This is a genomic window from Paenibacillus sp. J22FR5, assembly GCF_059691975.1.
Genome location: NZ_JCAUAN010000002.1, coordinates 307,623 through 329,813, shown reverse-complemented (window position 1 = coordinate 329,813; position 22,191 = coordinate 307,623). Strand labels below are relative to the sequence as shown.

Annotated in this window: 16 protein-coding genes and 1 pseudogene; 5 read left to right on the top strand and 12 right to left on the bottom strand. The window is 44.9% G+C overall.

Annotated features, from left to right (window positions below; translation table 11 throughout):
• Positions 1-4: 4 nt before the first annotated feature.
• The 12 genes from AC58P7_RS04825 to leuC all read right to left on the bottom strand — a co-directional run bounded on the left by AC58P7_RS04825 (position 5) and on the right by leuC (position 18,096).
• Positions 5-964: an ABC transporter ATP-binding protein gene (locus AC58P7_RS04825; protein ID WP_497340372.1), complete on the bottom strand. Its 960-nt coding sequence runs from the start codon at positions 962-964 to the stop codon at positions 5-7.
• 12 nt (positions 965-976) lie between these two features.
• Entirely contained in the window at positions 977-1,792 is an 816-nt protein-coding gene (locus AC58P7_RS04820) for a GDSL-type esterase/lipase family protein (protein ID WP_497340370.1), read from the bottom strand.
• A 212-nt stretch (positions 1,793-2,004) separates the two neighbouring features.
• A complete protein-coding gene (locus AC58P7_RS04815; protein ID WP_497340368.1) occupies positions 2,005-3,852 on the bottom strand; it encodes an ABC transporter ATP-binding protein in 1,848 nt (615 codons plus the stop codon).
• Positions 3,849-5,699, bottom strand: a complete 1,851-nt coding sequence (locus AC58P7_RS04810; protein ID WP_497340366.1) for an ABC transporter ATP-binding protein — start codon at positions 5,697-5,699, stop codon at positions 3,849-3,851. The genes AC58P7_RS04815 and AC58P7_RS04810 overlap by 4 nt, the downstream gene beginning before the upstream one ends.
• 263 nt (positions 5,700-5,962) lie before the next feature.
• Entirely contained in the window at positions 5,963-9,721 is a 3,759-nt protein-coding gene (locus AC58P7_RS04805; RefSeq protein WP_497340364.1) for a dynamin family protein, read from the bottom strand.
• Positions 9,722-9,760: 39 nt separating this feature from the next.
• Positions 9,761-10,036 carry a hypothetical protein gene (locus tag AC58P7_RS04800; RefSeq protein ID WP_028554377.1) on the bottom strand — a complete coding sequence of 92 codons (276 nt, stop codon included), beginning with the start codon at positions 10,034-10,036 and terminating at the stop codon, positions 9,761-9,763.
• Between the two features lie 25 nt (positions 10,037-10,061).
• A complete protein-coding gene (gene nth, locus AC58P7_RS04795) occupies positions 10,062-10,733 on the bottom strand; it encodes an endonuclease III (RefSeq protein WP_497340362.1) in 672 nt (223 codons plus the stop codon).
• Between the two features lie 194 nt (positions 10,734-10,927).
• Positions 10,928-13,657 (bottom strand): S-layer homology domain-containing protein, encoded by a 2,730-nt coding sequence (locus AC58P7_RS04790; RefSeq protein WP_497340360.1) that lies wholly within the window; start codon positions 13,655-13,657, stop codon positions 10,928-10,930.
• 26 nt (positions 13,658-13,683) lie between these two features.
• Positions 13,684-14,268: a GerMN domain-containing protein gene (locus AC58P7_RS04785; protein WP_497340358.1), complete on the bottom strand. Its 585-nt coding sequence runs from the start codon at positions 14,266-14,268 to the stop codon at positions 13,684-13,686.
• A 70-nt stretch (positions 14,269-14,338) separates the two neighbouring features.
• Positions 14,339-15,751 (bottom strand): N-acetylmuramoyl-L-alanine amidase family protein, encoded by a 1,413-nt coding sequence (locus AC58P7_RS04780; protein WP_497340356.1) that lies wholly within the window; start codon positions 15,749-15,751, stop codon positions 14,339-14,341.
• A 249-nt stretch (positions 15,752-16,000) separates the two neighbouring features.
• A complete protein-coding gene (gene leuD, locus AC58P7_RS04775; protein WP_497340354.1) occupies positions 16,001-16,606 on the bottom strand; it encodes a 3-isopropylmalate dehydratase small subunit in 606 nt (201 codons plus the stop codon).
• 68 nt (positions 16,607-16,674) lie between these two features.
• Complete coding sequence (leuC, locus tag AC58P7_RS04770) at positions 16,675-18,096, bottom strand: 3-isopropylmalate dehydratase large subunit (protein ID WP_497340352.1); 1,422 nt, start codon at positions 18,094-18,096, stop codon at positions 16,675-16,677.
• A 238-nt stretch (positions 18,097-18,334) separates the two neighbouring features.
• On the opposite strand from leuC, the gene AC58P7_RS04765 reads away from it, so the two are divergent.
• The 5 genes and pseudogenes from AC58P7_RS04765 to AC58P7_RS04745 all read left to right on the top strand — a co-directional run bounded on the left by AC58P7_RS04765 (position 18,335) and on the right by AC58P7_RS04745 (position 22,182).
• Positions 18,335-18,685, top strand: a complete 351-nt coding sequence (locus AC58P7_RS04765) for a hypothetical protein (RefSeq protein ID WP_497340350.1) — start codon at positions 18,335-18,337, stop codon at positions 18,683-18,685.
• A gap of 92 nt (positions 18,686-18,777) precedes the next feature.
• Positions 18,778-19,083 (top strand): hypothetical protein, encoded by a 306-nt coding sequence (locus tag AC58P7_RS04760; protein WP_497340348.1) that lies wholly within the window; start codon positions 18,778-18,780, stop codon positions 19,081-19,083.
• Positions 19,080-20,084: pseudogene (locus tag AC58P7_RS04755) on the top strand (iron chelate uptake ABC transporter family permease subunit); the annotation flags it as partial. The gene AC58P7_RS04760 and the pseudogene AC58P7_RS04755, both read left to right, overlap by 4 nt.
• A 21-nt stretch (positions 20,085-20,105) precedes the next feature.
• Positions 20,106-21,140, top strand: coding sequence for a FecCD family ABC transporter permease (locus AC58P7_RS04750; protein ID WP_497340903.1), 1,035 nt, complete (start codon positions 20,106-20,108; stop codon positions 21,138-21,140).
• Positions 21,141-21,288: 148 nt separating this feature from the next.
• On the top strand, positions 21,289-22,182 hold the full coding sequence (locus AC58P7_RS04745; RefSeq protein WP_497340346.1) for a LysR family transcriptional regulator: 894 nt from the start codon (positions 21,289-21,291) through the stop codon (positions 22,180-22,182).
• The last annotated feature ends 9 nt before the right edge of the window (positions 22,183-22,191 follow it).

Here is a 22,191-nt window from a genome sequence, read left to right as displayed (position 1 = left end):
TCTCCTACTCTATCCGTTCCCCTTCAGTTAGACGCAAGAACAAATCTTCGAGTGTTGGATTTTTGATTTCTACAGCATAAAGGCTAATTCCTTTTTCAATGAGGAGCTGACTAAGCTTCGGAATGTTATCTTTATCCATTTGCGTCGATATCTGTTTGACGTTCGATGGCAAGCCAGGCTGATCTTCCAATTCGATTTCAAGCGCATTACTCACGAATTGTGACGCTTGGAGCAGAGCCACTGCTGCTTCACCTGGAGAAACCGTCCATACCACTTTGCCGCCTTGAGCAATCAATTCATCTACAGCACCCACTTGGATCACTTGGCCATGACTAATAATGGCTACACGATGACACATTTGCTGAAGTTCACTTAGTAAATGGCTGGAGACGAACAAACTAAGACCATCTGCTGCTAATCGTTGAATAAACTCTCTCATTTCTTTGATGCCTTGTGGATCCAGTCCGTTCGTAGGCTCGTCCAAAATAAGCAGACTTGGCCGCCCAAGCAGGGCTTGTGCAATCCCTAACCGTTGGCGCATGCCTAGCGAATAGGTGCGTACTTTATCATGAATCCGCCCGTCCATGGAAACGATTTCGACAACTTCTTGGATCCTTTGCTCGTCCACATCAGGCAGCATACGGGCAAAATGCTCGAGATTTTCCCAGCCTGTCAGATAGGCATACAGCTCAGGATTTTCAACGATACAGCCGACTTTGCTCATCGCTTCGTCATGTTCTTTATGTACTTCAAACCCGCAAATGTGGATCGTCCCTTCCGTTGGGCGGATCAAATCCACGAGCATACGAATCGTCGTCGTTTTGCCTGAACCATTGGGGCCTAAGAAGCCAAAAATTTCACCAGCATACACATCAAAGGAAATGCCCTTGATAATCTCTTTGTTTTTAATGCTTTTTTTAAGATTATTGACAGATAAAACGATCTTAGGCGTAGCTATAGCCATCCCATACCCTCCTTATTTTAAAATTTGGACAATCCGATCTGCAATACGCTCATATCCATCGCCATTAGGATGAAAATGATCAGCAGAAGATAAATATTTGATCAAATTTTGTTCAAAAAGGTCGTATGTCGGGACGATGAGCATCTGTGGATATTGATTTGTGAGCTTAAATACGCCGTTATTCCAGCGTTGTACGGTTAATGAACCCTCTCTGGACGGGTCAAGATCAAGAAAAGGGTGATATAAACCGATATATAATAACGTTGCTTTCGGGTTGGCTTTATTGATGGCGGAGATAATCTTTTCCATTTTCGACAATGCAGGGTCTACCCGCTTTTCTGCTGCTTCTGGATTGAATTCCGTTTGGTTCTCTCCTTTAAACAGCCCTTCCCCTCCTGCAAAAATATCATTTCCACCGATCGTAAGCAAAATAATATCCGCCTGAGCCAGTGCATCCTGCGTTTTTTTCAGCGCTAAATCGGCTAGAAGTTGGTCACTTTTGTAGCCGGGAATAGCTAGATTATTAAGTACAAAAACGGGCTTACCGCTTTCTTTTTCCAGTTTTTCACGAACACGTCCAACGTAGCCTTTGCCCGTGTTATCGCCAGTTCCAGCTGTCAGTGAATCTCCAAGTGCTACGATTTGGAGCTTAGAGCTGCTCTCGATTATCGATGGTTTCGTCGGTGCTGGAGTAGCCAGTTGTAAGTCTCCAGAAGCTTTGGGAAACCATATTTGATTCGCCGCGTAAGCAAAGCCAACAGCGAAAACAATCGTAGATATTGACGCAGTTAAACCAATGGCACCCCAGATGAAGCGAGATGTTTTCAAAACCTGTCCCCTCCTGCGAATCTTTGGCATATTTTCATTTTAAGAGTATAGCTTCTCGCCAAATTTTGCAAACATTGTGGAGAATAGGCGAGATTGGTGGGATAAGACTAGTACTCTGCAATGTCTAATTTGAACTTCCCTTCACAACCCCCTAAAAAATAAAAAGCTGCCCAACCACCTTACGGCGGTTAAGCAGCTTAGTTTCCCAATGCCTACACAGCATCCTGCAAAAATTTATACTGGGCTTGGATCAAGCCATAGTAGATCTTTTGTTCCTTCATGAGCTCGTCATGATTACCGATTTCCATCATACGTCCGTGATCCAACACGACGATTTTGTCAGCATTTCGAATCGTGGATAGGCGATGCGCCACAATAAAAGACGTACGACCCGCTAGTAGCGTCTTGAGCGCCTCTTGGATTTTCAGCTCCGTATCCGTGTCAATACTGGCTGTCGCTTCATCCAGAATGAGCACACGCGGATTCGCAAGCAGCGCTCTAGCAAAAGAGATCAATTGGCGTTGCCCCATTGAGAGCACATTCCCGCGCTCTTGAACCTCAGTATCGTAGCCATTCGGCAGCGTAGCGATGAAGTCATGGGCATGAACCGCTTTCGCCACTTGCTCAATCTCATCATCCGTTGCATCCAAGCGTCCGAAGCGAATATTGTCTCGAATCGTACCCGAGAAAATAAACGTATCTTGCAGCACGACACCGATTTGTGAACGCAAACTTTGAAGCGTAACTTCGCTGATGTTCTGCCCGTCAATCTCAATCCGGCCCTGATTCGGGTCATAGAATCGGCATAGTAGATTCATGATCGTACTTTTCCCTGATCCGGTATGACCGACTAAGGCAATCGATTGGCCTGCCGTTACATCCAAATTAATGCCATTCAATGCTGGACGTCCTGGCTCATACTCGAAAACGAGGTCCTTGAACTTCACATTACCTTGCACATGAGGTAAATCCTTCGCACCCTCGATTTCAGCCACAGTCGGCTTCTCATCAATAAACTCAAAGATCCGCTCAGCCGAAGCCATCGCAATCAAAAGCTGTGAATACATTTGCCCTAATCGCGTGATTGGCTCCCAGAAATATCCGATGTATGTCGCGAAGGCCACCAGTAAACCAACGGAAATTTCCTCTGTTTGAATCAAATGAGCACCTAACCAGAACAGAATACAGTAACCAATCGCACCCGTAATCTCGATAAGAGGACCAAACGACTGATTTAACATGGAAGCACGGTTCCACGACAAGCGATTGGTCATATTCATTTTCGTGAAAAACTGAATGTTCTCTTTCTCTTGAGTATAGGCTTGTGTGACTCGAATCCCTTGAATACACTCATTCAGATGGGCATTCAATCGTGACTGCTTCATCGTCACATCCTGCCAAGCGCGGCGAATTTTGGTGCGAAGTTTCGTTGAAATCATAAACATAATCGGCACCGTAACAATGATTGCAGCACCTAATTTAAAGTTAAACGATAACAAAATAATGATAATACCGACAAGCTGTACAACATCAATCAATAAGATGACGACGCCGTTCGTAAACAAATCTTGCAGCGAGTTGACATAGTTCGTAACACGAACAAGCACGGACCCCGCAGGTCTTGTATCGAAGAATCGAAATGAGAGCTTTTGAATATGACTAAACAGGTCATGTCGCAAATCATAAATGACTCGCTGCCCAATCATATTCGTATATTTGATACGGAATGTATTGGCAAGCCATTGAATCAAATATACGCCGAGCATGATGCCGACAATTAGTAAAAGCAGGTTCTTATCTTTAGGCATAATGGCATGGTCAATGGCTTCACGTATAAGTAAGGGAACCGTTAACTTCGTAATTGCGCCTACAAGCATCATGACAATGATAATCGGCAGCATTTGTTTGCGATACGGCTTCATATAGCTGAACAAGCGTTTTAATTGGCCCCAGTCAAAAGGTTTTTCGATCAGCTCATCATCCTGATAAACGAATCGATGTCCCGTTTGAGAATCTGGATTGGGTGAACCTGCCTCAGCTTGCTTCGATTGAGTACTCAATGTGCCAACCTTCTTTCTGGCTTAGAGGAATCGATTATTGGATTTACATCGGAATCTACTGAATCTAAAGAGGCTCCCTCTTCACGGGCAACGGCTGCTTGATGCTGCGCAGTTCGGTTTTGCGGCCCGTCTGCATACTGAATGTCATACGTTTGACGATACAATCCTTCTTGCTGTAGAAGCTCCTGATGCGTCCCTCTTTGGATAATCCGCCCTTTATCGAGCACAATGATTTCATCTGCATGTTTCAACGAAGAAATGCGATGTGCGATGATGAACGTCGTGCGACCTGCCATAACTTCTCCAAAACCAGCTTGAATCTCATGCTCGGTTTCCATATCCACGGCACTCGTCGCGTCATCGAGAACAAGAATTTTCGGATCCTTGATCAACGCTCTAGCGATTGCTATCCGTTGCTTCTGACCACCTGAAAGACCAAGTCCGCGTTCACCAACGACGGTATCATAGCCTTCTGGCAGCTCGGAAATGAAGTCATGTGCTTTGGCTAATTTGGCTGCTCGGATAATCTCGTCCATCGTTACATCTTTACGACCATATGCGATGTTATTGCGAATTGTGGATGAAAATAAGAACGTCTCTTGGAAAACGGTTGAAATTTGACTGCGATAGCTTTCAAGCTTTAAGGATCGAATGTCCTTGCCATCCAGCATGACCTTGCCTTCCTTCACGTTGTAGGCTCTCATCAGAAGTGAAATTACGGTCGTTTTGCCTGAACCTGTGCTTCCCAAGAGTCCAATAACAGAGCCTGGAGGCGCATCCAAAGTAAAATCGTATAAAGCCGGTTGTTTCTCTGGATAAGCGAAAGTCACGTTTTCAAATCGAACATGCCCATCAACCTTCGTTAGGGCTGCCGCGTTTTCTCCATCTTTGACATGCATGTAGTTATGAAGAACATCTAGAATTTTTTCCCCAGAAGCTTTCGTTTGTGTAAAGTTGTTAATGTGAAAGCCTAAGCCCCACATAGGACCGATTATGTACCAAATGAGACTAAAGCAAGCTACCAATTCACCCAATGAAATCGTACCATTGATGACCATGTAACCGCCAACCCCAAGCAAAATCACTACGCTCAAGTTCGCTAGAATTTCCATAATCGGAAAATACTTCGCCCAAATCCCAGAAGATCCAATATTCATAGACTTGTAATCTTCATTGCGTGCTGCAAACTTGGAAACCTCATGGGGTTCACGAGCAAATGATTTGACGGTCCGAACACCTGTGATATTTTCTTGAACAGCTGTTGTCATCGTACTTAAGGATTGGCGTACCATCCGGAATGCAGGATGAATTTTACCTTCAAAGCGAACTGCTGTAAATGCCAAGAATGGCATCGTAACCATCGTAAGTAAAGCCAATTTCCAATTGATTGAGAACATCATGGCCATTCCAAAAACGAGCATTAAAATGACATTCAGCAGTTGAGCAAAGCCGAAGCCAATAAATTGGCGAATACCTTCCAAATCGGCCGTCAACCTGGACATCAAGTCTCCTGTTCTTGCTTGATCGTAGTATTGGAACGACAAGTATTGCAGTTTGTTATAAAGCGCATTCCGTAAATGGAAAGCAACACGGTTTCCTAAGCGTCCCCCACACAATCCATGTAGAAACTGGAACATCCCTTTCATAGAAACGACAACAACTACGATGAGTGCCAATCGCGGCACAAGGTCAAATTGCTTCTTGGTGATGACTTCGTCAATCAAATACCGAAGTAAATTCGGATACACCAAGCCGAGCGCGGTAGCGATTGCAAGACATGCAATGGCTCCAAAAAACAGTTTTTTCTCTGGCCAAAAATATGGCTTCAGTTGCCTGAATACATCCACTTTGGGCCCTCCTTAAAAGGATAGATTTGAAACGCTTTGAAAGTGTGAACACTTTATGAATCTTAACACCATCACTATATGTGAGCAATTCGAGGATACTCGGATTTAAACGCTTAAATTGGCATAAATTCACAAAAACGTGTAGTAATCCCCCCTATTCTTTTAAATCATCAGGATAACCGCCAATGAAAGCCCTTACATGAGCATTGCAAAAAAAGGGCTAACCAAGTTCCTTCGAACTTTGCCGCCCTTTTGATTACTGACTAAACAAATGCCTTCAATTGATGCTGTTTGGATATGAGTTCATCCAAATCAATCTTCATTTGGAGTGCATCGCGAAGCCCTTCTGCGTGCTCTTTGACCTGTTGCTCCATGAGCGATTTCTGAGCAATTAACCAATTTTCTAATTGGATGCCATACGCATTTTCAAGCTCAGACGTTTGCTCCTCAATAAACGCGACAACCGGCGCATTGATCCGATTTTCCAAATCGGCTCTCAGCTTACTTTTGCCATCGCCTTCGAAAAATTGCTTTGCATTCTTGAAATACCCTTGCAGGAGCTTCAAGCTCACATCTGATGCTTCTAGCTTCGTCGTCACCTCTGGCGTCACAAACGTGCCTACCTCATAGGAAGCACGCTCAAAGCCCTCTAAAAGCAAGCTCAGCTCCTCACCCCAGCGATTCATCCGTTTCGAACTTATCAGATTCATCCGATTCTCTACGCGGAGCGTTGTTGCAAGAACTTCTTGGGATAAATCATGCCCAATCATCCGTAACAGCTCATTCCATGCGAATTGAAGTGCTGCTTTCGGATCTTTCGCTTCATCTCGGAACGTCGAAGGATTGAATGCAAAATTATAAAGCTCGCCAAACCGATACATCGTGCGTTGTTTGACATAGTACATCAGCTCTTGAATTTCTTTTTTCAATTCCTTGAGCTCGGCATCATATAGTGTGTCTTCAAGCAGGTCTAATCCCTGTTGCTCCGATTCATCTAGCATAATCAACTGCAGCCTGCGCTCTTCCTCACCCGATTGCGCCCGCTCCAACCATTTCTGCATGGTGGTGATCGCCCGTTGTAACTCCAAGTTAGCAGAATGAATCGCCACATCGCTGAGTTCATTCAAGGTAAACTGGACAAATTGTTGTTCAAATGGCTGTATGCCTGATTGTTCGACTAGGCTTTCATTCCCGTTTATTTTGCCTTCCGCAGCCAAATAACTGGAAATCGGATAGATCCGTGGATGGCGAATACCATGCTGTACTAAATTCGTTTCCACATGCTGGACCACGCCAGCCAGTTCTTCTGTGCTTGCTGCCAGATCAGCTGCATTCACGATGAAAAACATTTTATCCATTTCAAAACTATCTTTGACTCGTCCAAGCTGCAGTAGAAATTCACGATCGGCTTGTGAAAAGGCATGATTATAATACGTGACGAAAAGGATGGCATCTGCATTTTTAATATAGTTAAAAGCGACACCTGTATGACGGGCATTAATCGAATCTGCCCCTGGTGTATCAACAAAGATGATGCCTTGATCCGTCAATGGATTCGAATAATATAATTCAATAAATTCAACGAAGCATGACTTATGTTCCTCAGCCACGTAGCCTGAGAACTCATCTTTGGAAATTTTCAGCTCTGTGCCCAAATGGCCTGAAGCTGCATCCCAGCCTTTTTCTACGGCTTTCAGGAATGAGAAATGCGGCTTTCCTTTGGCTGTGACGTCAGCAGGTGAAAGCTGACCAATCCGCTTCAGGGCGGAAGTCATATCAGTCGCCTCAACACCTAAGATGCTCAAGGAATAGAGGACATCCTCCAGAACGGCGTCTGTCTTCTTCATCTTGACCTTGGCTGTGCCATGCGGCCAACCTTCCTGCGGCGGCATGATCTTGTTGATTGCCGCCGTCGTCGGGTTCGGCGACACCGGCAACACCCGTTCGCCAATCAACGCATTGGCGAACGACGACTTGCCGGCGCTGAACGCGCCGAACAGCGCAATCGTGAACGTCCGCTCGCGCAGACGTTCCGCTTTCTCGCGCATGGAGCGCGCGAGCGACCTCATCGACGGCAGTCCGTCGATGAGGCTGGAGGCCGCCTGCAAGTCGGCGGCCTTGCGTTCCATGCGCCGCCCGTGTTCACCTGTGGTGAACGCGGTAGACTGTGAGACAGCAGCTGCCTCCACAGGGGCAGCGTTATCAGTGCCCGCAGCCGCCGACACTGATGATGCGGCGGCCTGCAGGATCGTGCCCATGGAGGTCACGTGCAGGTTAGCCCCGCTTAACGGGGCTGCTGCCGGCTCCTCCATAGCCGTGTACTGCTGCGCATCCGGCAGCGCCGGCGCAGAAGGTCTTGCCCAGCTGGCCATAGCCAGCAGCTGGGTCTCTGCCGCCGCCTCGGCTTCCTCGAGGCGTGCGAGCTCGCGGCAGGCGCTAAGCCGGCCGCTAAGGGCTTCCAGCTCAGCCGCAAGCGCAGCGGCGGCTGGGAGCGAACCATCGCGGACCGCAGCCGCGATAATATCGATCACCGCAAACGCCTGTTTGCGGTACTGCAGTTTAAGCTCGCCAGCAAGCTGCTTCATGTAGTTCAGTGTATACTCGCCGCCAAAAGTCGCACCCGGATTTACCTGGGATGCGATCAAAGCGCTAGTCAATTCAACCTTCAGCGCTTCAATTTGCGAGATCAGCGCAGCATCATGCTGCCCTTGCTCATTCGCTGCTTTTTTCAACGCATCACGCAAATGCCAGTCCAGCTGTGCTTCCACTTGCTCTGCCAAATCCGCCTGAAACGCTGTTAGTCGTTTCTCTTGCTCCGCAGCGGTTTGTGCCGCTCGCGAGAAAAATCCGACCTTAAATCCAGGCTTACGGCTCTCCAAATAGGCATGTGCATAGTCACGGGTTAACGAGGGAGTAATGTTGGCATTTTCAATGATGGAGCCAACTTCCTTGCGAAGGACTGTTGTCAACGTTTCCGGCAAGTTCTTCAAAGCCGTAAGCTCATCTTGCTTGGCAGCAGCCAGACTTTGAACTTCCTCCACATCGCCTTCTTGGCTAATTGACTCCAGTAGCTCCGCTTTCTGCGACTCATGCTGCTCCGCCAGCCATTTGCCATGCTCTACGGCCAAATAGCGTACAGAAGCATCAATACTATAGCTGCGCAAGGTATCACCGCGCTCAATAAGGCGACTCAGTAACCATTGCAGCTTCGCATACTCATTATGCGGATGTGATGGCTCCTTCATCGTCACGTACAGCAAATCATCGGGCTCAATGCCCCAATTTAAGAAAGCTTGTTTCGTTCCATGTTGATATTGCGCGAATGGAAGCTCCCATTCCTTGTGTTTATCAATCATATTTACTATCAGATAAAGCGGTTTTCCCCATTCCTTCATTTTCTTCGTAAATGCCAGATTCACTTCGGACTGGACATGATTATAGTCCATCACATAGAAGACTACATCGGCTAGATGCAAAGCCGACTCTGTAGATTGATGATGCGCATCATCTGTAGAATCAATACCTGGCGTATCTAATAAGGCTGTATCCTCACCTAGAAAAGGAATGGCATACGTAATTTCCACCGTTTCAATATCCGTCCCATTCACACAATACGCTTCTAGTTCAGACAAAGGAATGGTTGTCGTCTTCCCTGGTTCGTTGCGTTTCCCCTCATGCGTACGATGGGTAACATGCGCAGCAGGACTCCCATTACGAATGCTCACAATATTAGCACTTGTAGGAATCGGACTCGATGGCAACAAAGCATGCCCGCAAAGTTGATTAATAAGCGTTGATTTTCCTGCAGAGAAATGCCCACAGAAGGCAATATTCATCCGACCACTATCGATTTTTTCAATCAATTGCCCCATTTTAGCGGCGTTATCTTCATCGCTTGCACGCCTAAGGACCTGCTGCATGTTCTTTAGCGCATCCGGCATGACCGCGATGCTTCTAGCTACCAATTGCGTCATTCGCTCATTCCGCTCCTCTTCGTCCCGTTCATATCTTCTCAGTCTCATGTATACAGAAAAAAAATCTCCCATAGGGAGATTCTGTACTTACGTGAGGGCAATTTTTTCTTTTTCCGGCAGGAAAATTTCAAAAACGTCACGATGTTGAAGAATCGTAATATCCGAATCCTTCACTTTCATCACAACGACCTCGGATTTCGTTTTCATTTTGTCTATGTAATTTTGAGGAACCTCACCGGATTCACTGACTGTTACACCTTCAATGACTTTTTCCTCATTATCGGCTAATGGTGTATTGATCACTTGCTCATAAATATCGGAGAACAATTCGAAGCTATTGGTATATACGGCGATGCATTTCATTTCAATCCCATCCTTTGTCTGCATTTCATTTGTTTGTAATAGTTTTCCTAGTTGGCTTTGGTTTCATACGTTTCTTACCCTCGCGACAGCTGTCCAATAACGGACATAGCGTACAATTGGGATTTTGTGCCTTACAGTGATATCGACCAAAGAAAATTAATCGATGATGTGTTTGCGTCCATTCGTCTCTTGGCACTTTCTTCATTAGCTTCTTTTCAACTTCAAGCACGGAATCATCCCAGCCGACAAGACCTAAACGCTTGGAGACTCGTTCCACATGAGTGTCTACAGCAATAGCTGGTACTCCGAAAGCGTTCGACATGACAACATTAGCTGTCTTCCGCCCCACGCCGGGTAATTCAACCAGATGCTCATGCTTCTCAGGAATTTCACCACCGAACTTGTCCAGTAGCAATTGACACAGCTTATGAATATGACTAGCCTTGTTTCGAAATAGTCCAATACGCCGAATGTCCTGCTCCAATTCTTCTAAGGGAACTGCTAAGTAGTCTTCGGGGCGTTTGTACTTCTCAAACAAGTCCTTGGTAACCTTATTCACGGTTTCATCCGTACACTGGGCTGATAGCAATACAGCAATCGTTAATTCAAATGGATTACTGTGGTTCAACTCACAATGAGCATCCGGATATAGTTCACCGATGGTATCCAGGATATATCTTACTGCCTTCTGTGTCATAGCTGATCTTCCTTAGGGTCGTAATATTCTCCAGTTTAGCGAATTGTCAGGGCAGAATCAATCCTTGAAAGCGTCAAAATGCGAACATTTTCTAAAAAATAAACATTTTTTTTTGAAATCTAGAAAAAAACCGCCTGTTTGAGAAGATTCGCTTCTCAATACTGACGGTTGTCCCTTCGTTTTTGTTCAAAATCCTACTTTTCAATTTCAACAATTTTATCATCAAGCACATAAAGGCTCAGTTGGTCACCAGCAACAAAAGAAGTTGGTAACACAATAGTAGAACTGGTATGCAAGTAAGCTCTCGGGAACAGATTATACGATGTACGCTCCCCTGCGCCAGCTGCTTTGACATACACTTGGCTCAACGAAGAACTATAATGATCAAATTCACGTTTAGAAGCTACAGCAACTTGAATGAGTAATTTATCATTGGTATCTTTCATCAATTGAACACGATCCCCTACCTTAATCGAGGAAAAGCTCCAATCTGTTCCACCATTTAGTTTCACGCTATAGTTACTTCCTGCGTTAATCACTTGACTCTTCCCTGTGAAATCTTGAACCGTCAAGCTTGAGCTTGCTGCATTCACAGCCGTTACTTTACCCCGAATCGGTGTAATTAACTCCGCTTTCGTTACAGCGAGACCTTTGAATGTCAATTTCACATAATCGTCAATGGCTAGATCTGCGAAAGAAGCACTGCTGCCATCTGCTTTCACGATTGGGACGCCATCCAAATTGATAACAGACGTCGCATTCGCACCATCCATTACCGTAGCCTGCTTCAGGTTGGGATTCGTTAACAGGGTTTTATACACCGCCGTTTTGCTTGTGACGATCTTGGTTACTGTCGTTTGATCAAAGCTTAGCAGAAGACTAACATTATCTCCCACTTTCAAATCCGCTAACGTACTATTAGGCTTATTGGCTAATTCAACCGTTGGAGCAAAATTCAGCTTAAAGGTTAAGCTTTGTCCGCTGTCCGTTTTTAATGTCACATCGTTGGTTTGCAGATTTAGCTGCGTTAAAGCACCGTCCAATTGCGAGGACATTTGAATTTGTTTTACCGAATCATTAGAAACGAGAAGATCCACGTATTTCCCAGCTGGGAAAAGGCTATTAAAGTTCGCAAATGGCAGCTTGTTTCCGCCGTACAAGATCGATACACTGTCACTCAAAATATAAGCATGCGGTTTTCCTGCATTATCAGTTACCGTTAAAATTTTGGATGAGTCCTTATAATCAATAATTTTCGCAAAATAAACATTCTCAATCGAGCGATTCGTTACCGTGATCGTCGTAACCTTATTATTCAGCACATCAAGCTTTAATTGGTCACCAGCAGCCAAATCATAAATGCTTGCATTCGATAATCCGCTAATAACCACACGTGCATTATTACTTAATTCAAAGGCATCTACCGTCTTGCCAGATGTTTTATTAATCAAAATGGTGGATTGATCATCGGTAAATTGTTTGAATGTCCCTTCAACAACAGTCCCTACATCTGCTTGCTTTTTAACAACAATCTTAACGATCTCACTGTTCTTAACGGTATATTCAACCGTATCTCCTACATGGATCGCATCCAAATTGATAAGAGTATTGTCAGCCAATGTCGCGATTAGATTACTGGAAAAGCCAAAAGTCTCTGGCTCTCCTGAAGATGACTCAAGCAGCGTCATTTGCATGGCGTCTTTATTTAGTGTTTGAACATCACCGATAGCTGTTTTATTGACAGGAATTTGCTTTACAACGATGGACGTATATTTGTCGCTGTCGACAAGCTGGCTCTTACGAATTTGGATCGTACTGCCAGTGACAATCTCACCCAAGCTAAGTCCATGTCCATCAGCGTCCGTTACGGCAACGTCCGACGCTAAGTCGTAGCTTTCATAATCATCTAGTGTCGCTTTCATGGTTGTCAGGTTTAGCTTCAACAATTGACCTTCATGCACGTCCATATGCAGCTCATCACTCAAAATTTCAACATAATAAGCTGTTCCATTCACTTGAACAAGTGAAATTTCATAAGTTTCTTGCAGTTCTTTTGGAGAAATTGAGACATCATCAACATTTCCGTAAAACGTCGTATTCGGTGATAGTTTATATGTACTTGTATTCCCGTCTTTATCCATCATACTGATGCTGCCGCTTGTCAGGCTAGTCATATAGCCCTTCTTTGCTCGCTCAGGTAATGCTGCCAATTCCTTTTGTGAGCGACTTAGAAATGCTGCCATTTGAGCACGTGTTACAGCACCTTTCGGTTGAAACGAGCCATCTTCAAAGCCATTTACGACTTTCAAAGCAACTGCTGCATTAACGAAGCCTAGTGTGGTGCTGCTGATCTGATTGTTATCTGTAAATGAGGTTGCCGCTGTCGATAAGCTAGCTGCCAATGAAGCTTTCCCGATGGCGCGAATTACGACTTCAGCCACCCATTCTCTCGTTGCTTTTTGCTGCCCCCATATACCAACTGGCTTTGTGCTCTGGCTTCTCAACTTTTCTTCCTCTGTTGAAATTAAGCCTTTTTGCAGTGCGAGAGCCACATAGTTACGTGCATATTTATCAACTAACATGAAATCAGGAAAAACGGTTTCGGACGCCATTGTATCCACGTCCGACTGAAGACCCATCATCCGTGTTGCCATAATTAATACATCTTGCTGAGTTACCGAAGTTTCCGGTGAATAGATACCATCCCCAACGCCCTCAATAATTCCCTCTAACGCTAGCTTGGAAATATGACGAATTCCCCAGTAATCACTGTTCACATCATTAAACGATAGTCGAACATTTGAATTTTGAGTCGTTGTTGACGTTGTTGGGTTCACGGATGCTGCAAGGACTGGCGTGCCTGCTAGACTAGTGATGATCAATGAGCTTACGATAGCACTCGCCAATTTTTTATTTTTCAACATGTATTAAACTCCTCTTTAATTCCCATTTAGTTAGGTCGTTTAATAGGGTATGGAAGCTCCAGATGTCCCATTAAACTATCTACTTGCTTGCCATCTTTTAGAATGTACAGTGATTTCACTTCAGGAAACTGAAACATGCTTTTCTTTAATGCCTGTAGAAATAATTCCTCACCAGGCGCACCTAATTGCGTTTTGGGGCCAAATGCCAAATCAAGCTTCATTTCACCTTTGGTAGAATCAAATTTCACACTCGTAAATTTCAAATCATCAAATAACGGGATCGCTTTCGGATCATCACTTTTTTGAAGTGCCTTTAGTGCAGCCTCATACACGTCAGAATCCTTCGCGACACTGACCGTAACGACTTTCTCAACGAGCTTCATTTCATCTTGGTCGCTGTAATAAGCTTTTACTTGAAGCTGTTTTTGAGGCGCTACGGTAGGTTTTGGTGTTACCGTTGGCACAGAAGTTGTTGCGATCGGTGTAACGGTAGTTTGCGGCTCTGTTGTTGCCGCGCCTGTTAATTGATTTTTCTGGCCACAGGCCGTAATCGTCAATGTGATGGCACTTACAAGAAGTAATCCTTGAACTAGGCGACTTGTTTTACTCATCTTCTTCACTCCTTAGCGTTATGTCTAGCCATACTAGCCTAGTAACGTTCCGCTTTATGTACTTCAATCTTTATTGGAGGTTTAAATACTCCTTAATGGCGGCAACGAGTGAAGCAGCTAATTTGTCCTGGAAAGCTTCTTTAAACATGGCGGTTTCGTCATTCTTATTGGACAAGTAACCAACTTCTAGCAAGACAGCAGGCATGGTCGTTTTGGTGATAACACGATAATCTGCTTCTCTCACTTTGCGATCTGCAAAGCCAGTTGCTGGTACAGCATACTTATGAATAACATTCGCAAAAGCTAAGCTTTCCGGCCTGTTATAATAGGTTTCTGTTCCCGAAACGGTCGCTTTGGCGCTATTCCCGTGGATTGATAGAAAGAGATCTGCTGATAGGTCATTAGCAAAGGAAACCCTGTCATCAAGCGGGATAAACGTGTCATCCGAACGCGTCATCAGGACGTGTATTCGCTTATCTTTCGCTAGTAGCGCCTCTACCTTCTTCGCTGTAGCGAGTGTAAAATCCTTCTCATGCCTTCCTGTTATAGAAAGAGCACCTGGATCGGTATCACCATGACCAGCATCGATGACAACAGTTAATTTCCGCTCACCGATGGCAGCTTTCCACTGATTAGGCAGCTTAGAAGGTTGCACCTGATAGTCCGCTTGACTGTTTAAATCCAGAATAATTCTTACAGTAGCCGGATTATCATTGAAATTTGAGAAACGCACCTTGGACACAAGCGGCTGCTTGGAAGTCAGTTCTCCGGCATTCTTAACCAGCAATTTCTGTAATGAATCATCCAGCTTCGTGTTCGGGAAATCAAAGACAAGGCGTGAAGGATTCGATAAAATTAATACTTTCGGACTTAAAGTTCCATCCTTCGCATTAACGGTTAAATCTGTTTCTGACAGCACAATAGAGGTTATCACATGCACCGAAGTGTCCGGTGTCGTCGTGCCCGGAGGCTTCGTCTCTGGGGACGACGTAGTTTCGTCAGGATCCACGACATCAATTGGCCCAGTTGCAGGCGTTGAGTCCGAATCATTATCTTTGAACATATGAACGGATGAAGTCGCTCCATCCCATTTAAATTCAATTCCCATTTCCTCTCCAATGAAGCGCAGAGGCAGCATCGTAGAGCCATTTTCAATCTTTGGTCCAACTTCTAACATTTCTTTTTTGCCATTAACGAGCGCTGTCGTATTATCAATGACTAGTTGAATATTGATATTATCTTTCTTAATCGTTACTTTCCGAGTAGCTTCCTCCCAAGTCACAAGAGCACCAATTTGTTCGACAATGATACGCAATGGAACAATGGTATTACCATTAATGATCCGCGGCTGAACATCGACGGATTCCAGCTGCTTCTCATTCATAAAAAGCTTAATCGGCTTGGGAGTTTCAGCTCCGAATGCCGTAGTTGGTATCAGCAACAAACAAACGAGTAGAAACAAACAGAATCCAGGAAATTTCATCATTCACCTCTATGTAATGTCGGATTTAGGGAGTCTATAAACAAACCCAAGTTAAATACCCTATCAATCTATCAGCTTCCTTGATATTATAGCAAAATTAACCTTTACCTGACAGCACAACCTCCGTTCCTTCGACATTCTAGTAATCTATTAGACGTAGCAATCTGCCAAAAGTTGCAAGATCGTTTGATTAAATATGCAAATAAAAGACGCATCCCACATGGGGATACGTCTTTTTAGTAAGAGCATTTATTTGTAAGCCAAACGCTTTTGGTGAGCTTGCTCGTATGCTGTGATTTTCGCTTCATGCTGAAGCGTCAAACCGATGTCATCCAAACCTTGAAGCAAGAATTGACGACGGTGCTCATCCAAATCAAATTGGATTTCAAGACCGTACTCATCGGTCAGCTTATTATTTTCAAGATCAACATTCAGCTTGTAGCCTTCATGTTTTGCCGTACGTTGGAACAGATCTTCAACTTGCTCTTCCGTCAATTTGATCGGCAAGATACTGTTTTTGAAACAATTGTTGTAGAAAATGTCCGCATAGGAAGGCGCGATGATGACGCGGAAGCCGAAATCTTGAATCGCCCAAGGCGCGTGTTCACGAGATGATCCGCAACCGAAGTTCGCTCTGGAAAGTAGAACGGAAGCTCCTTGATAACGATCTTGATTTAGAGGGAAGTTCTCAATGACGTTGCCTGCTTCGTCCCATCTCCACTCGAAGAAAAGGAATTGTCCGAAACCAGAACGCTCAATTCTTTTAAGAAATTGCTTAGGGATAATTGCATCTGTATCTACGTTTACACGATCAACAGGGCCTACTAGACCTGTATGTTGTTTAAAAGCTTCCATGTTCTCATTCTCCTTAAAGTTTTGCTTTAGCAAAACTACATCGTAAGATTTGCCTTAATCAGCCCAAATTAAGCTTGTTGGTATTCTTTAATTTCCCAATCACGTACATCGTAGAAACGACCTTTGATCGCTGCAGCAACAGCCATTGCCGGGGATACAAGATGCGTACGTCCGCCGCGGCCTTGACGACCTTCGAAGTTACGGTTAGATGTGGATGCACAACGTTGTCCTGGTTGAAGAACGTCTGGGTTCATCGCTAGACACATTGAGCAGCCAGCATCGCGCCATTCGAATCCAGCATCGGAGAAGATTTTATCCAAACCTTCCTTCTCAGCTTGAATCTTAACTCGACCTGAACCTGGAACGACGATTGCTGTAACGCTTGGATCTACCGTGTAGCCTTGTGCAATTTTAGCAGCTGCACGAAGATCTTCGATACGTCCGTTTGTACAAGAACCGATGAACACATAATCCACTTTTAGTTCTGTCATAGGTGTTCCTGGTGTTAAATCCATATATTCAAGCGCTTTTTCAGCAGCTTTGCGTTCATTTTCTGTTTCGAAGCTTTGTGGATCTGGAACCAATGCCGTGATACTTGTCCCCATGCCAGGGCTCGTTCCCCAGGTTACTTGCGGGATCAACGTATCTGCGTCGAATTCCAATACCCAATCATACGTAGCGCCTTCGTCCGTCACAAGGTTGGACCACTCTGCAACTGCTGCGTCGAAATCAGCACCTTGAGGCACATATTCACGACCACGTAGATAGTTAAATGTAGTAGCGTCTGGAGCAATTAGACCTGCACGAGCTCCACCTTCAATGGACATGTTACACACGGTCATACGCTCTTCCATGGACAGACCACGGATCGCTTCGCCTGTGTACTCAATAACATAACCCGTTGCAAAATCTGTTCCGTATTTCGCAATGACGCCAAGAATCAAATCTTTAGCTGTAACGCCTGGCTTCAAGCTGCCATTGATACGAACTTCTAAGGATTTCGCTCTGGATTGTTGCAAGGTTTGTGTTGCCATAACGTGCTCAACTTCACTTGTTCCGATACCGAAAGCAAGTGCGCCAAACGCGCCATGCGTTGATGTATGGCTATCGCCACATACGATCGTTTTGCCAGGGTGTGTAAGACCAAGCTCTGGCCCCATAACGTGAACAACACCTTGATCAAGGCTATCTAGGTCAAACAGTGTAACACCGAAGTCACGGCAGTTTTGGGAAAGTGTATCAATTTGTTGTTTGGAAATCGGATCTGTAATATTAAAACGGTCTTTCGTAGGCACGTTGTGATCCATTGTTGCGAAAGTTAAGTCAGGACGACGAACTTTACGACCGGACAAACGAAGTCCTTCGAAAGCTTGCGGTGAAGTTACTTCATGTACTAGATGCAAATCAATATAAATAACGCTAGGCTTGCCATCTTCCTGGTTAATAACGTGATTATCCCAAATCTTCTCGAACATTGTCTTTTTACTCATATCCAGTCACCTCTTGTCATTATCCGCATTAGTTTGCTAATGTCTTACCCTCATTTAGTACTTTAGCACGGATCACGTCATAGTTCCAAGATATAATAACTATAAGCTTGATAGATAATTCCTATAAATTCGATTATTGTTGACAATATAATTGATAATGATTGTCATTCTCGTAGTTGGTATTGAAATGGCCATCGATTCTACATGATTTTAAATACATATTTTTAGTGGGATGACTGTGCGAAACTTTATAAAACCACTTATTATTACACTTTCGATATTGTTACTTTTTATCACGGCTGCATGCGGAATATCTACTCCTAGCCCTGCCACATCAGTTCAACCATCTGCTACACCAGCTGCAAATGCTGTGAAATCCATTTCACACGCTCTTGGAACAACGGAATTCAAAGGCATTCCGAAACGTATTGTTACCTTGGAGTGGACATATACGGAAGATCTTCTAGCACTCGGGATTCAACCGATTGGTCAAGCTGATAATAAAGGCTACCTAACGTGGGTCAATGTGAAGCCTGCACTTGATCCTTCAGTAGTAGATGTTGGCACTCGCCAAGAGCCGCTAAGTTAACAGCCGCGAAAAAAGAAGGGGCAGAATTTGCATTAACACAAGCTTTCAGAAATCAAAATAATGCCGATCTTCGTTTGTTCACTGACAACTCCATGGTCGTTCAAATTCTACAACGAATTGGATTGAAAAACGCCTTTAAATCCAGCAAATTTGAGCTTTATGGGTTCTCAACTGCTTCAGTAGAAGCCTTACCTGCTGTTCAAAATGCGAACTTCATCTACATCGTTCAAGAGAACGATAATGTATTTGAAAATCAACTGAAAGACAATGCCGTATGGAAAGGTCTTGCTTTTGTGAAAGATAACAAAACCTTCAAGTTACCTGGCAACACTTGGACTTTCGGTGGCCCCTTATCTGCCAAAGTATTTGCTGAGCTAGCTGCTGCTCTGACCAAATGATCCAATCTGCGATGAAATCGAAAAAGAACCGTTTCGCATATATCGATTGGAAATTTCTCCTTGTGTTTGGTGGTGGTCTGCTTGCACTCTGCCTCCTCCATTTCCTCAACTTAACACATGGTGAAGCGAACATTACCGTTCTTACTGTTATCCAAGCTATGATATCTCCTCAAGATACCCCCGACCATCTAATAGTGCGGGGGCTTCGCATGCCGCGCGCTGTGATGGGCATGCTTGCAGGAGCTGCACTCGCTGTAGCAGGTGCATTATTATAAACCGTCACCCGCAATCCACTCGCTTCCGCGTCCACACTTGGCTTGAATGCGGGTGCATATTTCATAATTGTTTTGGCGGCTGTTTATTTCCCCAGCCCGAAGTCAGATCACTCCTTATTACTTGCGTTATTGGGCGCTTGTGGCGCATCGTTCATGGCGTATTTCATGTCTGGCGGCCGTAAAAGCTCACCACTTCGTATGGCGCTTGCCGGAATGATCGTGACGCTTGTGCTTTCTGCCTTCACAAGCGGTATGCAAATCATGTATGAGAATGAAACGAATGGCTTATTTATGTGGGGATCAGGTGCATTAGGTCAAAATGACTGGCAAGGCGTCCAATATGCGCTCCCTTGGATTTGTATTGGACTCCTCGTCGCTTTTCTATTTAGTCAAATGCTAGATATGCTGGCTTTGAGCGAAGAAACCGCTATTTCCTTAGGTGAAAATATTAACCTTGTTCGCTTAGTTGCTCTAACCGCAGCTATTCTATTGGCAGGTGTCACAGTGAGCGTCGTAGGCCCAATTGGCTTTATCGGCCTCATTGCTCCACATCTTGTTCGACTAATAGGCTTACAGCGTCATCGCCTGTTGATTCCAGGCAGTGCTCTCTGGGGAGCTGTCGTCTTACTTAGTGCAGATACCATTGCCAAAATGTTTCGCAGTACACTCGGCGAGCTTCCTGCTGGATCCGTAACAGCCTTACTTGGCGCGCCATGGTTAATTTGGCTTGCAATCCGCGGCTCTCGAATGAAGGCATCCGCAGAGAGCAGCTCCATGAGTGTCGGCTTTGTAGGCACAAAAATACCCTATCCAATTCTAGTTATGGTATCAGCCATTACCCTAATGATCTTACTGCTCTTTGGCTTAACAGCAGGTGCCTTACGAATACCACTATCAGATGTAGCAGCGGTATTAACCGGGCATGGCGAAGAAATGTCTCGCAATGTGATTCTGGACTTGCGTTTGCCGCGCATTCTCGTTGCTGCGCTCGCCGGCGCCTCCTTAGCCATTGCTGGCTCTATGATGCAAGGAGCGGTTCGCAACCCGCTGGCAGACCCATCCGTCGTTGGCGTTACTTCCGGCGCTGGAATGGGTGCTCTCTTGGTACTAACGATTTGGCCTTCTGCACCCGGCACTTGGGTGCCTGTCGGTGCCATCATCGGCGCACTGCTTTCCGCGTGCAGCGTTTATGCCCTAGCTTGGAAAAAGGGACTCAATCCCGTCGTCCTGATTCTTGTCGGGATCGCGGTTTCGGCACTTGGATCTGCCGTCATCCAATTTCTCGTGATCCAATCGAAACTGGGTGCCGCTCCTGCACTTACTTGGCTTGCAGGAAGTACCTATGCAAGAAGTTGGAAGGAATGCATTCAGCTCTTGATTACTATGCTCATCTTAATGCCCAGCGCTTGGCTGCTAGGTCGACGCGTAGATTTATTGGCTTTTGGTGACCACGTGTCTATCGGACTAGGTCTAAAGTTGCAAAAAACACGACTGATTTCAGCAACAATCGGTGTACTCGTTGCCGCAATCGCCGTTGCAGCTGTCGGAACTGTAAGCTTCATAGGCTTACTTGCTCCACATGCTGTACGTCTCTTCATGGGGCAGCATCACCAGAGGTCTGTCGTGCTTTCGGCCATCTTAGGCGCTATTCTTCTTACATGCGCTGATATTATAGGGAAAACGATCCTCATTCCCAAAGAGATGCCATCAGGCATCGTCGTTGCCATCATCGGCGCACCGTATTTGTTGTTCTTGATGTATCGCAGTACTATCCGGAAATAACCATTTTTAACCATAAAGGGCAGTGAAACTGGATGAAACCAGTTACCACTGCCCTTTATGGTTATTTATTCCTATATCCACCTTGTTTCAGCCCAAAAACCTTGATATGATTACCTTCAAGCCATCTATAAAGGAGACACTTCTTCGCATGGAATTACGTCAATTACAGTATGCCATCCAGATTGCCATAGAACGGAATTTCTCACGTGCAGCGGAGAAGCTTCACATTGCCCAGCCTTCATTGAGCCAGCAATTGTCCAAGCTGGAGAAGGAACTCGGTGTCCTTTTATTTCAACGCAGCACCAATTCAGTTGAGTTGACACACGCGGGTTCTCTATTTGTCGAGAAGTCACAAAAGATTCTCGATATGATTGAGGGGCTCAAAAAAGAAATGGAAGACATTTCTCAGATGAAGAAAGGCCGTCTTGTGATCGGCAGTATGCCAATTACTGGGTCAACCATTTTACCTTTCGTCGTTCCCGTCTTTCAAGCAGCCTATCCCGATATTGAAATTTCACTTGTGGAAGAAACATCCTCCAATTTAGAAACATTAACCGTGAATGGTCAAACCGATATTTCACTTCTCTCCTTGCCCTTACGTGAGGAATCGCTCGTCTATGAGACATTGCTAGATGAAGAGATTATCCTGGCTGTTCCGCCGCTGCACCCTTTAGCGACAAGTAAAGAACCCGTTCGAATCGCACAATTAGAAAAAGAATCCTTCATCGCTTTGAAAAAAGGACAAGGATTTCGCAAGTTGACGCTTGAGCTATGCCAAGATGCCGGGATCACACCTAATATTGTTTTCGAATCCAGCAATATGGAAACTGTACAGTCCCTCGTTGCTGCTGGAATGGGGATCGCTTTCGTGCCGTACTTGATCTCCAAAAGAAGTTTGAATGAACTTTCTCCTGTCAACGTCGCCTTAGAAGGCAGACCTACACGTAAACTTGTCATTGCTTATCGCAAAGGCCGATATATTTCCAAAGCAGCGGAAGCTTTTATAACTACAATGAAAGAGGTTATGCAAACGATTCGTTAATCGTAAGCA